General features: G+C 68.4%; 14 protein-coding genes. 9 read left to right on the top strand and 5 right to left on the bottom strand.

Going from position 1 to position 13638, the window contains the following annotated elements; all coding sequences use genetic code 11:
* Positions 1–57: 57 nt before the first annotated feature.
* The gene (gene hspQ, locus VLI41_RS04890) at positions 58–387 is read right to left on the bottom strand and encodes a heat shock protein HspQ (protein ID WP_325266937.1); all 330 of its coding nucleotides are present in this window, start codon (positions 385–387) and stop codon (positions 58–60) included.
* A gap of 159 nt (positions 388–546) precedes the next feature.
* On the opposite strand from hspQ, the gene VLI41_RS04885 reads away from it, so the two are divergent.
* The 7 genes from VLI41_RS04885 to VLI41_RS04855 all read left to right on the top strand — a co-directional run bounded on the left by VLI41_RS04885 (position 547) and on the right by VLI41_RS04855 (position 8364).
* Entirely contained in the window at positions 547–1623 is a 1077-nt protein-coding gene (locus tag VLI41_RS04885) for a Ppx/GppA phosphatase family protein (protein WP_325266936.1), read from the top strand.
* Positions 1620–2324 (top strand): RlmE family RNA methyltransferase, encoded by a 705-nt coding sequence (locus tag VLI41_RS04880; RefSeq protein ID WP_325266935.1) that lies wholly within the window; start codon positions 1620–1622, stop codon positions 2322–2324. The genes VLI41_RS04885 and VLI41_RS04880 overlap by 4 nt, the downstream gene beginning before the upstream one ends.
* 502 nt (positions 2325–2826) lie before the next feature.
* Positions 2827–4290, top strand: a complete 1464-nt coding sequence (gene guaB / locus VLI41_RS04875; RefSeq protein WP_325266934.1) for an IMP dehydrogenase — start codon at positions 2827–2829, stop codon at positions 4288–4290.
* Positions 4291–4346: 56 nt separating this feature from the next.
* A complete protein-coding gene (locus VLI41_RS04870; RefSeq protein ID WP_325266933.1) occupies positions 4347–4751 on the top strand; it encodes an MAPEG family protein in 405 nt (134 codons plus the stop codon).
* A gap of 9 nt (positions 4752–4760) precedes the next feature.
* Positions 4761–6038, top strand: a complete 1278-nt coding sequence (locus tag VLI41_RS04865; RefSeq protein ID WP_325266932.1) for an RsmB/NOP family class I SAM-dependent RNA methyltransferase — start codon at positions 4761–4763, stop codon at positions 6036–6038.
* Between the two features lie 9 nt (positions 6039–6047).
* On the top strand, positions 6048–7646 hold the full coding sequence (guaA, locus tag VLI41_RS04860; RefSeq protein ID WP_325266931.1) for a glutamine-hydrolyzing GMP synthase: 1599 nt from the start codon (positions 6048–6050) through the stop codon (positions 7644–7646).
* A gap of 43 nt (positions 7647–7689) precedes the next feature.
* The gene (locus tag VLI41_RS04855) at positions 7690–8364 is read left to right on the top strand and encodes a PIN domain-containing protein (RefSeq protein WP_325266930.1); all 675 of its coding nucleotides are present in this window, start codon (positions 7690–7692) and stop codon (positions 8362–8364) included.
* A gap of 200 nt (positions 8365–8564) precedes the next feature.
* On the opposite strand, the gene ygiD is transcribed toward VLI41_RS04855, so the two are convergent.
* The 3 genes from ygiD to VLI41_RS04840 all read right to left on the bottom strand — a co-directional run bounded on the left by ygiD (position 8565) and on the right by VLI41_RS04840 (position 11919).
* On the bottom strand, positions 8565–9404 hold the full coding sequence (gene ygiD, locus VLI41_RS04850) for a 4,5-DOPA dioxygenase extradiol (protein ID WP_325266929.1): 840 nt from the start codon (positions 9402–9404) through the stop codon (positions 8565–8567).
* 232 nt (positions 9405–9636) lie between these two features.
* Positions 9637–10995, bottom strand: coding sequence for a hypothetical protein (locus VLI41_RS04845; RefSeq protein ID WP_325266928.1), 1359 nt, complete (start codon positions 10993–10995; stop codon positions 9637–9639).
* Positions 10996–11118: 123 nt separating this feature from the next.
* A complete protein-coding gene (locus VLI41_RS04840) occupies positions 11119–11919 on the bottom strand; it encodes a Crp/Fnr family transcriptional regulator (RefSeq protein WP_325266927.1) in 801 nt (266 codons plus the stop codon).
* A gap of 146 nt (positions 11920–12065) precedes the next feature.
* Here VLI41_RS04840 and VLI41_RS04835 point away from each other — a divergent pair, with 146 nt between their 5' ends.
* Entirely contained in the window at positions 12066–12413 is a 348-nt protein-coding gene (locus VLI41_RS04835; RefSeq protein WP_325266926.1) for a hypothetical protein, read from the top strand.
* 104 nt (positions 12414–12517) lie between these two features.
* On the opposite strand, the gene VLI41_RS04830 is transcribed toward VLI41_RS04835, so the two are convergent.
* A complete protein-coding gene (locus VLI41_RS04830; RefSeq protein WP_325266925.1) occupies positions 12518–12931 on the bottom strand; it encodes a nuclear transport factor 2 family protein in 414 nt (137 codons plus the stop codon).
* 497 nt (positions 12932–13428) lie between these two features.
* On the opposite strand from VLI41_RS04830, the gene VLI41_RS04825 reads away from it, so the two are divergent.
* On the top strand, positions 13429–13638 hold a 210-nt coding region (locus tag VLI41_RS04825), incomplete at its 3' end, for an RrF2 family transcriptional regulator (RefSeq protein ID WP_325266924.1).

Here is a 13638-nt window from a genome sequence, read left to right as displayed (position 1 = left end):
GGGAAGTTCCGTTCCAACTGAGCGGCGCTCGGAGCCTCGCCCGGCATGGTCTTGCGCTCAGTGGCTGATCCGCGAACGGAGCGTGTAATGACCCTCCCGGAACGAATCGAACATCAGCGAGGCCTGCGGGTGCCCCACCGGCTCGCCGGTTTCGTCCGGCACCAGGTTCTGCTCGGAGACATAGGCCACGTAGGCGCTCTCGTCGTTCTCGGCGAGCAGATGATAGAACGGCTGCTCCTTGTGCGGCCGGATGTTCGCGGGGATCGAGAGCCAGTATTCCTCGGTGTTGGTGAACTCCGGGTCGACGTCGAAGATCACGCCGCGAAAGGGGTAGACGCGGTGCCGGACCACCTGGCCGATCGCAAATTTGGCGAGTCGCGTCGTCATATGGCCGAATCTATCCCCCTTCTCCTGACCGGGAGGTGAACGTAGCGACCGAAGCCTTTCGATCAAGGCCGAGCTTCCGGCTTTCGACGGCTGTTGCTACATTGAATGCGAAATGAGGCGCGTCCGCTCGGGCCGCGCCTGCGAGGGACATCGCGTTCCATGGACGAGGCGCCGCGCGCGCCCGGCGCTTCGATGCGCGACCGGGATAGATCGGCAGGGGCGGGGCCCTGCTACGCCGCGCTCGATCTCGGCACCAACAATTGCCGCCTGCTGATCGCCACGCCCGCGGCCGGCGGGTTCCGCGTCGTGGAGGCCTTCTCGCGAATCGTCCGGTTGGGCGAGGGGCTGAGCCAGAGCGGGCGGCTGTCGGACGCGGCCATGGAGCGCGCCCTCGCAGCCCTCAGGATCTCCGCGGAGAAGGTGCGCCGCCGACGCGTGGCGCGCCTGCGAGCCATCGCCACCCAGGCCTGCCGCATCGCCGAGAACGGCCAGGCGTTCCTCGACCGGGTGGCCGAGGAGACGGGCCTGCGCCTGCAGATCATCTCGCCGCAGGAGGAGGCCAGGCTCTCCGTCGCCGGCTGTCTCAACCTCCTGGACCGCAGCGCCGAGGCCGCCCTGGTGGTCGATGTCGGCGGCGGCTCGACGGAGCTCTCCTGGGTCGACCTCAAGGCCGCGCCCCCCTCCGGCCCGCCGCCGGTGCGGGCGTGGCTCTCCATTCCTGTGGGCGTGGTGACCCTCGCCGAGCGCTTCCCGGAGGGGGAGACCGCCACCGAGGGCTGGTTCCGGGAGATGGTCGAAGCCGTGAAGGCCGAGATCGCCGCCTTCCGCCGCGCCGACCCCCTGCGGCCGATCTTCGAGGCCGATCGCGCCCACCTGATCGGCACCTCGGGCGCCATCACCAGCCTGGCGGGCCTGCACCTCAACCTGCCGCGCTACGACCGCAGTCGGGTGGACGGCATCTGGATGACCCGTGACGAGTGCGACGCCGCGGCCGGCCGGCTCCTGGCGCTGAATGCGCGCGAGCGGGCCGGAGAGCCGTGCATCGGTCCCGACCGGGCCGACCTGGTGCTGGCGGGCGCCGCCATCCTGCAGGCGGTGCAGGAGCTTTGGCCCTGCTCGCGGGTGCGCGTCGCCGACCGCGGGCTGCGGGAAGGCATCCTGATCTCCCTGATGGCCGACCGCGGCCGACGTCGGCGGCGGCGCCGACGCGGCGCTCCTGCGCCGGCCGCGCCATGACCGAGCCGCCGCGCAAACGGATGGTCCGTCCGCCCACCGGCGGGACCGAGGCGGGCCGCGGCCGGCCCGTGCGCCTGAAGACCGCCAAGCAGCGCACCGCTTCGCAGCAGGCCTGGCTGGAGCGGCAGCTCAACGATCCGTTCGCCGCCCGGGCCCGCGCCCACGGCTACCGCAGCCGCGCCGCCTACAAGCTCGCCGAAATCGACGACCGCTTCCGCCTCTTGAAGCCCGGCGCGCGGGTGATCGACCTCGGCATGGCGCCGGGCGGCTGGACCCAGGTGGCTCTGGAGCGCGGCGTGACCGACATCGCCGGGGTCGACCTGCTGCCGGTCGGGCCGCTGCCGCCCGCGCAGATCCTGCAGATGGACTTCACCGACCCGGCCGCCGGGCCGGCGCTGATCGCGCGGCTGGGCGGCCCGCCCGACCTGGTGCTTTCCGACATGGCCCCCAACACCGTCGGCCACCGCGCAACCGACCACCTGCGCATCGTCGGCCTGGTCGAGGCGGCGCTGGAGTTCGCGGTGCAGGTGCTGAAGCCGGGCGGCGCCTTCGTCGCCAAGGCGTTCCAGGGCGGCGAGACGGCCGAGGTCGTGACCGCTCTCAAGCGTGGCTTCCGCGAGGTGCGCAACGTCAAGCCCAAGGCGTCCCGCGCCGAGAGCTCCGAGCTCTACCTCGTGGCCACCGGCTTCAAGGGCCGATGATGTTCGCCCTGGATCACCTGGTGATCGGCGCGCCGGATCCCCAGGCTCTTGCCGGCCGCATCGCCGAGGTCACCGGGCTTCCGGTGCTCCGTGGCTGGACTCCGGGCGGCGAGGTGCGCTCATGGGGCGTCCGGTTCGCCGACGGCCCGTTCATCGACGTCAACGGCGACAGCGTCACGAAGCTGGGCCTGCGAGGGCCGATCCCCGAGCTGGAGCGCCTCGCGCCCCGCACGCCTGCAGCTCACCCCCAGCCTCAGCCTCGCGGTCCCTCGGCCGGCTTAGCTAGCCTCCGCCGCGCGCAGCGCGCCCCGCTTTACCGCAGAAAACGCGGAAGCCGCCGAAAGCTCCTTCCGCGTCTTTCTGCGTTTTCCGCGGCTCGAATCCTAGACTCAGCGCCCTCGCTCGCGCCGAGGCTATCCCAGGCCAGCTCCTGCGCGTGGCGTGGGCGCGTTGACACCCGCCCGCTTTGCAGGCAGACCGCGCTCGCAAAACGGAGAGTCTCATGGAGATTCGCGAAGGTCTCACCTTCGACGATGTTTTGCTCGAACCCGGTCCTTCCGATGTCATGCCCACCCAGGTGGACGTGGGCACGCGGTTCACGCGAGAGATCAAGCTCAACATTCCCCTGGTGTCCGCCGCCATGGACACCGTCACCGAGAGCCGGCTGGCCATCGCCATGGCCCAGAACGGCGGGATCGGGGTGCTGCACCGGAACCTGGCCGTCGAGGAGCAGGCCGACCAGGTCCGCGAGGTGAAGCGCTACGAGAGCGGCATGGTGATCAATCCGCTCACCATTCACCCCGACACGACTTTGGCGGAGATCCGCGAGATCAAGGCCCGGCGCAGGATCTCCGGGTTCCCCGTCGTCGAGCGCGGCACGGGCAAGCTCTGCGGCATCCTCACCAACCGCGACATGCGTTTCGAGGCGCGGGACGCGACGCCCGCCAAGGCGCTGATGACCAAGGAGGGCCTGGTCACCGTGCGCGAGGGAGTGAGCCAGGCCGAAGCCCGCGAGCTGCTGCGCAAGCACAAGATCGAGCGGCTGATCGTGGTCGACGACGACGGCCGCGCGGTGGGCCTGATCACCGTCAAGGACATGGAGAAGTCCGAGGAGCACCCGCACGCCGCCAAGGACGCCCAGGGCCGGCTGCTGGTCGCCGCGGCCTCCACGGTCGGCGACACCGGCTACGAGCGCTCCATGGCGCTGGTGGAGGCCGGGGTGGACGTGGTGGTGATCGACACCGCCCACGGTCACAACATCGACGTCGCCAAGGCGGTCAGTCGGGTGAAGCGCGAGACCAACCGCGTGCAGATCGTGGCCGGCAACGTCGCCACCTACGACGGCGCGCGGGCGCTGATCGACGCCGGCGCGGACGGCGTGAAGGTCGGCATCGGGCCCGGCTCGATCTGCACCACGCGGATCGTCGCCGGGGTCGGCGTGCCGCAGCTCACCGCCATCGCCGAGAGCGTGCGCGCCGCCGAAGGCTCCGACGTGCCGATCATCGCCGACGGCGGCATCAAGTACTCGGGCGATCTCGCCAAGGCGCTGGCCATGGGCGCGTCGGTGGCGATGATGGGCTCGGTGTTCGCCGGCGTCGACGAGGCGCCGGGCGAGGTGTTCCTCTACCAGGGACGCTCCTATAAGGCCTATCGCGGCATGGGCTCGCTGGGCGCCATGTCGCGCGGCTCGGCCGACCGCTACTTCCAGAAGGAGGTCTCCGACGCGCTGAAGCTGGTGCCCGAGGGGATCGAGGGCCAGGTGCCCTACAAGGGCCCGATCGCGCCGATCCTGCACCAGATGGTGGGCGGCCTGCGCGCCGCCATGGGCTACGTGGGCGCGGCCGACCTGGTGAGCTTCCGCAGCCGGGCGCGATTCATCCGCATCACCGGCTCGGGGCTGCGCGAAAGCCACGTACACGACGTGATGATCACGCGCGAGGCGCCGAACTATCCGAGTGGAGTCTGACGGGAGGCGCGTAGCGGGCCGGCGCGACCCGGCAACCTCGAGGGGGGAGGGCGACTATGAACCTGGGAACAACACCCGAGCTGAAGCTGCTGATCGCGGCCATTGTCATCGGAATCCTGAATCTCGTCTGGGCGACCGTGGCCGGCAGCGGCGGGGCGCGGGACACGGCCTGGCTGATGGGCCCGCGCGACGATCCGCGCCCGGCCACTGGCGTTGCGGCGCGCCTGGAGCGGGCGTTCGGCAACTTCGCCCAGACCTTCCCGCTCTACGCTGCGGCGCTGTTCGCGGCGCTGCTGGCGGGCAAGGCGGGGACGCTGACCCTCTGGGGTTCGTGGCTCTACGTCGGCGGCCGGCTGGTCTATGTGCCGCTCTATGCGGCCGGCACTCCGGTGATCCGCACCCTCGCCTGGACGGTCAGCATGATCGGCGTGATCGTGGTGATCGCGGCCTTCTTCGAATGAGAGGGTGACTTGCGCGACGGCGGACGCTTGGGCGCGGCCATCGATGTCCTGACCGAGATCGAGGGCCGCCACCGGCCGGTCCGCCTGGCGCTCAAGGCCTGGGGAGACGCCGCCCGCTACGCCGGGGCGAAGGACCGCGCCTTCGTCTCGGGCCTGGCGCTGGACGTGCTGCGCCGGCGCCGCTCGCTCGCCTGGCGCATGGGCGACGATGGCCTGCGCGCCGCCGCGCTGGGCGCGCTGCGCCTGCTCTGGGGCTGGCCGCTGGAGCGGATCGCCGAGGCCGCGGCCGACCCGGCGCACGGCCCGGGCGCGCTGAGCGAAGCCGAGCGCGGAGCGCTCGCCGATCCGCGCGACTTGGCGGACGCGCCCTTGCCCATCCGGGGCGACTACCCCGACTGGCTGGACGGCTCGCTCGAACGGGCGTTCGGCGATCGGCGCGCGGCGGAGGGCGCGGCGCTGGCCGAGCGGGCGCCCGTGGACCTGCGGGTCAATACCCTGAAGACCGATCCGGCCCGGGCCCTGAAGGCGCTCGCGCCGCTGCACGCCCAGCCGCTCGCTGCGCTGCCGACGGCGCTGCGCATCGCCGCGCCGGATCCCGCCGCGCGGAGCGGAGCGGTCGAGGCCATCCCGCAGTTCTCCAAGGGCTGGTTCGAGGTGCAGGACCTGGGCTCGCAGATCGCCGCGGCCTGCGCCGGCGAGGTGGCGAAGAGGCAGGTGCTGGACCTCTGCGCCGGCGGCGGCGGCAAGACCCTGGCGCTGGCCGCCGCCATGGGCGCGAGCGGCCAGATCTACGCCTACGACGCCGATGCCCGCCGGCTCGCCGACACCATCCGCCGGGCCGATCGGGCGGGCGTGCGCAACCTGCAGATCCGCTCGCCCGTGGCCCCTGAACCGCTCGAGGACCTCCAGGCGAGGATGGATGTCGTCTTCATCGATGCGCCCTGCAGCGGCAGCGGCGCGTGGCGGCGCCATCCCGACACCAAGTGGCGGCTCACCCCCGAGGCGCTCGCTCGCCGCATGGCCGAACAGGACGCGGTGCTCGACCAGGGCGCTGGCTTCGTGAAGCCGGGCGGCCGGATTGTTTATGTCACCTGCTCGGTGCTGCCCGAGGAGGACGAGGACCGCGTCGCCGCCTTCCTTGACCGCCAGCCGAGGTTCGCGCCGACGCCGGCGACGGATGACCCCAAGCTGACGCCCTGGCTCACGGCCGAAGGCTTCCTGCGCCTATCGCCGCGCGCCTCTGCGACCGACGGATTTTTCGTCGCCGTGCTCGTGAAACCTCGCTAACGGAGCGCCATGCCCGACACCGCCCACGCCGCAGCCCAGGACGCGCCCGGCAAGGCCCAGGCCCACGAGCGCGTCCTGGTCGTCGACTTCGGCAGCCAGGTGACCCAGCTGATCGCACGCCGGCTGCGGGAGAGCGGCGTCTATTGCGAGATCCATCCCTACGACAAGGCCGAGGCGGTGCTCGACGCCTTCGCGCCCAGGGCGGTGATCCTCTCCGGCGGACCGGCCAGCGTGCACGAAGCCGAGAGTCCCTCGGCGCCGCAGCGCATCTTCGAGCTCGGCGTGCCGGTGCTCGGCATCTGCTACGGCGAGATGACCATGGCGGCCCAGCTGGGCGGCGCGGTGGAAGGCGGCCACGCGCGGGAGTTCGGCCGCGCCGAGATCCTCATCGAGCGGCCCTCGCCCCTGCTGGAGGGGCTGGGCGAGGTCGGCGAGCGCGAACCGGTCTGGATGAGCCACGGCGACAAGATCACCGCCATCCCGCTGGGCTTCGAGGTCGTCGCGGCCTCCGAGGGCTCGCCGTTCGCGGTCATCGCGGACGAGGGCCGCCGCTTCTACGGCATCCAATTCCACCCGGAGGTGGCCCACACGCCGCGCGGCGCGCTGATGCTGCGCAATTTCACCCACAGGATCGCGGGCCTGAAGGGCGACTGGACCATGGCGGCTTTCCGCCAGGAGGCGGTGCAGCGGATCCGCGATCAGGTCGGCGAGGGCCGGGTGATCTGCGGCCTCTCGGGCGGCGTGGATTCCTCCGTGGCCGCGGTGCTGATCCACGAGGCGATCGGCGAGCAGCTCACCTGCGTTTTCGTCGACACCGGCCTGCTGCGCCTGAACGAGGCCGAGCAGGTCGTGACCATGTTCCGCGACCACTACAACATCCCGCTCGTCCACGTTGATGCGTCGGAGGAATTCCTGGGCGCGCTCGCCGGCGTTTCCGACCCCGAGGCCAAGCGCAAGACGATCGGGCGGCTGTTCATCGAGACCTTCGACCGCGAGGCCGCCAGGATCGAGGGCGCGGAGTTCCTGGCCCAGGGCACGCTCTATCCGGACGTCATCGAGAGCGTCTCGGCCCGCGGCGGACCGAGCCAGGTGATCAAGAGCCACCATAACGTGGGCGGCCTGCCGGACTACATGAAGCTGAAGCTGGTCGAGCCCTTGCGCGAGCTGTTCAAGGACGAAGTCCGCGCGCTCGGCGTCGAGCTCGGCCTGCCGCCGGCCTTCGTGGGCCGCCATCCGTTCCCGGGCCCCGGCCTGGCGATCCGCATCCCCGGCGAGGTGACGCCGGCGAAGATCGCCATCCTGCAGAAGGCCGACGCCATCTACCTCGACGAGATCCGCAAGGCCGGGCTCTACGACTCCATCTGGCAGGCCTTCGCCGTGCTGCTGCCGGTGCGCACCGTGGGCGTGATGGGCGATGCGCGCACCTACGACGAGGTCTGCGCGCTGCGCGCCGTGACCTCCACCGACGGCATGACCGCCGACTTCTTCGAGTTCCCCTGGGATGTCCTCGGCCGCGCCGCCACCCGCATCATCAACGAGGTCAAGGGCGTCAACCGCGTCGTCTACGACGTCACCTCGAAGCCGCCGGGCACCATCGAGTGGGAGTAGCAACGTTCCTACAAATTGTTGACCGGCGATCGGAGATTTCGCTGTGAGCGTCACCACCATTTCGAGCCGAGAGTTCAATCAGGACGCCGGCGGCGCCAAGAAGGCGGCTGAGAAAGGTCCGGTCGTCATCACCGACCGCGGCCGTCCGGCCCATGTGCTGCTCCGCTTCGAGGAATCAAAAATTGCTAGGCGCCGGCCCAAGCCTTCTCGAAGTGTTGACGATGCCCGGCGGCGAGGACATCGAATTGGATCCGCCGAAATTGCAGCTGGTCACGAAGCCGGCAGAACTCGACTGATGTATCTGCTGGATACGCACGTCGTTTCAGAGCTTCGCAAGGCCGCGCGGGCCGACGCAACCGTACGCGCATGGGCGGAGAACGCCTCGGCCGGCTCCTTCTGGCTTTCGACCATTACGGTGCTCGAACTGGAGATCGGCGTTTTGCGGGTGGAGCGCCGCGATGCCGCTCAGGGCGCCCAGCTTCGACGATGGCTGGAGGCCTGGGTTCTGACGCGCTTCAACGAGCGGATGCTCGACGTCGACATCGCGGTGGCGCGCGAAGGCGCCAGGCTGCACGTTCCAGACCCCCGACCAGAACGCGACGCCCTCATCGGTGCGACAGCGTTGACGCACGGTCTGACGCTGGTGACACGAAATGTCGGCGATTTTGAACCCATGGGAGTGGCCATGCTCAATCCGTGGCTTGCGCCAAGCGCGTGAGAGGCTCACGGCATGGAATCTTCGCTATCGAACCGGGATGGGTCCTGGCGCAGGTCGCAGGCCCGAAAGAGTACAAAACCAAACTCACAGGACGCCGCGTCGACAGTATTTTCTCAAGCTCAAGGCACAGGAATTACGAGAGAAACCCACGCCTGGACCCCCGAGATCGGGGTGACGGCCAGTCGCGCCAAGACTGGCCCTCAGCTATTCGTATTCTCGCCAGGCACCCCTGCCGGCAGCGTGGCTGCTCCAAGCCCTGTCTCACAGGACGCCGCTTCGACGCCGACGCCGTAGCAGGTCATCGACAGTGAGCCCATCGAGTAGCCCCGCAGCAGCGCGGATGCGGATCCTTCCTCTGCGGCCAGCCCCGCGAGATACAGAAGCGGAATGAAGTGATCCGGCGTGGGAACGGACCGCTCGTAATCGGGGTGCTCCCTGAGACGAAGGATGTCGGCCGGAGCGCTCGTCATCTGGGAGAGCACAGCATCGTCGAAGCGATGAGCCCAGTCGAACCCTTCGTCCGGCCGGTTCCAATCGATCTGGCGCAGGTTGTGAACCACGTTGCCGCTGGCGATCACCATCACCCCGCGATCTCGCAAGGACGAGAGCCGCGCCCCCAGTTCGACATGGTCGTCGAGCGGCTTGAGCGCATTGATCGAGAGCTGCACGACGGGGATGTCCGCCTCCGGATAGAGATGCGCGAGCACGCTCCACGTCCCGTGATCGAGTCCCCACTGGTCCCGATCGAGGCCGACCCACGTCGGCCGGGCGACCTCCGCCACCTCCTGGGCCACATCCGGCGCGCCCGGGGCCGGGTATTCGAAAGCGAACAGTTCGGGCGGGAATCCGTAGAAGTCGTGGATGGTTCGTGGCCGCGGCATCGCGGTCACGGCGGTGGCGCCGAAGAACCAATGAGCGGACACCACCAACATCGCCACCGGCCTCGGCAGGACCTCGCCCATCCGGCGCCAGGCCCTGGTGAAGTCGTTGCGCTCGAGAGTGTTCATGGGGCTGCCGTGCCCGATGAACAGAGCGGGCATTCGAGCCACGACGCACCTCCGAACCTTGCTCAGGCGCGCATGATCCTACCGCCCGCTCAGCTCTGCACCCCAAGACCAATCCTATTTCACCATCCCGAACGGATCAGCGACAGTGTGCTGGTTGGCGTGCGGGGCGAGCTCCAGCGTCACTCCTGCGAGCGTCGCCTTCAGCGGACCCTTGTCCTCACACCCGCCGCCACCGGCGAGGTGGTCCTCTATGCGTTCGGCGTCGCTAGAGCGACTTCAGATACTGAACTAGGTCCGCCTGTTCCTGGGCGCTCAGCTGCAGATGCCGGGTCGAGTTGTAGTGCTCGACCACCGCGTTGAGATCGCCAAACCGGCCGTCATGGTAGTAGCCGCCCTTCGCCCGTGCGAAGAGGCCGCGCAGGGGCGTCGTCCGGTACCGATCGTCGGGCGAGCGGCCGGCCTGGAAGTCGTCGATGCCGATTTCGGCCGCCGTATGCATCGGCCAGCCAGGCTCGCTGAAGAGCGGCGGGACGTGGCAGCTGGCGCATTTGGCCTTGCCGTCGAAGATCGCCTGCCCGCGATGCGCGGCGGCCCGGTCGAACGACCCGGCGGGCGGCGTGGGGGCGGGGATCGCCAATTGGTAGAACTGTAGCGCCGCGAGCTTGGCGGTCACGTGATCGGAAACCGGATTGAGGTGGCCCGCCTGGTGGCGCGCCGCCAGTGGAAACTTCTTGGCATCATCCAGGCGCGGATCGAAGAACACGCCTTGGCCGTGCATCTGGGTGATGGCGACGTACGCGTTCCAGTAGGGCACGCTCCCCCAGCCGTTGTAGGTGTGCAGGTTCTGACCCGCCAGGCCGAACGCCGCCGGGATCAGGGTCGCAGCGGACTTGCCGTCCGGCCGAGCGGCCTTCAGATCCTGGTTGACTTCGGCGTCGTAGCGCCCGGGTCCCCAACTCGCCAGGACCTTGAGCAAGATCGCCTTGTCGACGCCGAGGTAGTCGCTGAGCGGCTTCAGGTTCGGCGCCGCCGAGACGATCGCGCCCACGTTGAGGTCCCGGTTGGGCCAGCCGTCCAGCCGCTTGCCGATGCCCGGGGCGAAGCTGTTGTCGACCGTCGAGTGGCAGAACGCACAGGTGATGCCCATCGAGGTCATCCTGCCGGACCGGTCGAAGACGCCGCTCACGCCCAGCACGGCATTGGCCTTCAGGAGGACAAGCGTCGTCGCCGGGTCGTCCAGATTGACCTTGCCGGCCTTGATCGCGGCGACCACCGCCGGGGGCAGGGCGGCGGCGTCGACCTTCAGGCCGAGCTGCAGCGCGGTCTTCGGGCTGACACCGGGCCCGACGCCGCCGTTCTTTTCGCCGGCGATGGCCTCATGAAGCTTCAGCGAGTCGCCCCAGAACGCCTCGCTGCCGAACGTGTCGTAGCGGAAGATTCTGCGGCCTTCGGCGAGAAGGCGGGCGGAGTTGGCGTCGATCTGGCTGTCGAACCCCGCCGTTGCGGGCCTCGGACGAGCCTCGGCGGCTTCGGCCGCGCTACCGAGGGGGTTGGATCCGCGCGAACAGGCCGAAAGCGTCGCCGCGACGACGATCAGTCCCAAGGTCGAGAGAATCGATTTCATGATGTGGTTCCCTGCCCAAGCCGCCGGCGTAGGGCCGAGAAGGCCACATCAGGAACAAGATGTATGTTCCTTTGGGCACATCGTCGTGGGGTCTAGGGCCGAATGATCTCTTGCAGCGTCACCTTACGCTGTATAATCGCGTAGTTCGGCTGCGTCGAAGACGATATTGCCTGCTCTCGAATAGTCGACCATGCCTCGCTGTCTCAGCAGATTCATCGCGGTGGATACCTTCTCGCGCCTCACGGCCACCATTTGGGCGAGTGTTTCCTGGGTCAAATAAACGGGAAGCTCGATGCGGCCCCCTGCCGGATGGCCGATCTTCGCCGCCAGCCGCGCAAGGACTCGAGTCAACCGCGTGAGCACGTCGCCAAACGCCATGGAGCCCAGTTGTGCGTAGGTGTCCGACAGCGGGTCGCTGAACAGCTGCACAAATTCTCGAAGGAGACCCCGGTCACGCTGAACCACGTCCAGGATCTGCTCGTAGGGAATCGCGACGATTTCGGCTTCCGTCAGCGCGACGGCGCGATCCTGGCGCGGGTGACGCGAGGCGCATAGTTCTCCGACCACGTCGCCCTTCTTGCGGATGTCGTAGATGAGCTCATGGCCATCTTCCATGATGGCGCAGACCTTCACGAACCCGCTCCGCACGAAGAAGATGTTCGGAGCGCTGTCGTGCGCGTCATAGATGACCTGATCCTTTTCGACGGTCGTAACCAGGCGACCTTTGAGGAGGATCTGGCAGAGCTTGCCTCCGAAAAACGCCGAGGTCGGAAGCGGAAATGGCGCGGGTTCGCTGACGGACGACATCGAGGTTCCCTGGGACACCCGGAGCGCAATCGAACCTGTGCCGACAGAGAGGCGCCGCCGATCGGAACAGCCGGGAATGCTGAAATGCTGGGGCGGCGCTGCTTCCACCTTGAGCATTGGATGTCGCCGGCTCTCCCAGGTTCCCACTGTCCTCAGACGCCCCAGGTTGCCGGGACGGGAACTCTCGGTCAGCCCAACTCATCTGTCGTGGACCGGAGGGCCTTCGAAGCAGAGGGCGCCTGCCCCCCAGCCCGGAGCGCCTCATGACCCATGAGAACATCCCGTCCATGCCAATCGATGTGGTTGAGGCCGCCATAGCGAGGGTGCTGGAATCGCGAAGGCTCGCGCCGAATGCGCCGCTCGATCGGCACATCGGTCATGCGATTGGAGAGGCGATGCGCGCACTGCCGGGGATCGAAGCGGACAGCGAACGCCAAGGTCTCGAGGCCGCGCTGCGGGAAGAGGTCAGGCGCGGCGTCGCGGCTTGCCTCGAGTCCGACGATCGCGAACCCGACGATGACGCGGTCGACGCGGCTTCAGAGCAATCTTTTCCGGCGAGCGATCCGCCAAGCTGGATCTCGCGAAGCCACCGAAGAGGGGGCGGGGACTGACGGCCGAGCAGATGAGCGGAGCCTGATAGGCCTCGGCGCGGCTTTCGGCTCCTCCGCCGCGGCATGCCCTCCTTGGCGCCGCCGGCGCGGCCGCCTCAACCGCCTCAGCCGGTAAAGGTCGGCTGACGTATGTAGGGCGAGGATTGCCAGGCCAAGAGCTTCCAAGCGGCGTCTCGCGCCCGCCGGACGCGCATGTTGCGGAGGTGGTACACGTTCGGCTCGCCCCCGAGGCGGGCATGGCCGAGCATCATTCCGACCAAGATGACCACGTCTCCGTCGAAGCGATGCTCGCTCTCGGTGAGATCGAAGTCCTGGGAATACGTCAACTCATGGGAACTGACGGCCGATATGTACCTGGGTTTGTCGTACACGACTCCGTCGTGGTTGATATAGATGAACTTGGCGTCGAGAATCCGGTCCATGGTTGCGGAGTCGTTGTGACGGATCGCTTCGCGGCGGACGTCTTCGAGGCGCCGCACGGCCTCGAGCGCCTGCCGTTCGGTCTGATCTTCCGACATCGGCCTTCCTCTTCGCTGGCGGCCGCCGAGGTTCGGCGCGCCACAGGGCCGGCTTCGAAGGGCCTGGCTCGAAGCGTCGGCATCGCCTCCGGGCTTCCCCAGTCAACGCGTGGGCCGCCGCATTGGAGGCGCCTCATTGATGAGAACCTCGGTTGGGGCGGACCTCCGGCCTCCTGCAGTTCCCGGCTCAGCTCGTCCCGGCCCGCACGCGCGAGCGCTGCGACCATGTGCATCTCGACGCGGCAGTTTGAACCAATATCTTCCGTACGCCTTTTGAGTCACAAGGGAATTCGGCAGGGAGCCATCGGTGATGGACGACACAACCGGATGACAGGCGCGAGGTTCGAGAACCGAGCCCGTCGAACGCTAGGACTCGACGTTCCGGCGGGGCTCTCCGGTCGAACTCTGGGTTCACCCCTCCGCCATCCGAATCAAGGTGTTCAGACTAAAATGACGTTCTGGGGATCTAGTGTCGGTCGAGCTGCAGCAGGTCGACCATGCGACTGACGGTCTACACCGACTATTGCCTACGGGTGCTCATGTATGTCGCGCTGCATTCCCAGCGCCGGCCGACGATCGGCGAGATCGCCTCCACCTACGGAATCTCGAAAAACCACGTCATGAAAGTGGTCCACCAACTCGGGGTGGCCGGCTATGTCGAAACGTTGCGTGGCCAGAGCGGGGGGATGCGCCTGGCGCGGCCCCCC

The organism is Phenylobacterium sp., assembly GCF_035475775.1.
GTDB lineage: Bacteria > Pseudomonadota > Alphaproteobacteria > Caulobacterales > Caulobacteraceae > Phenylobacterium.
The sequence above is the reverse complement of the archived record's forward strand: the minus strand, read 5'-3'. Positions and strand labels throughout refer to the sequence as shown.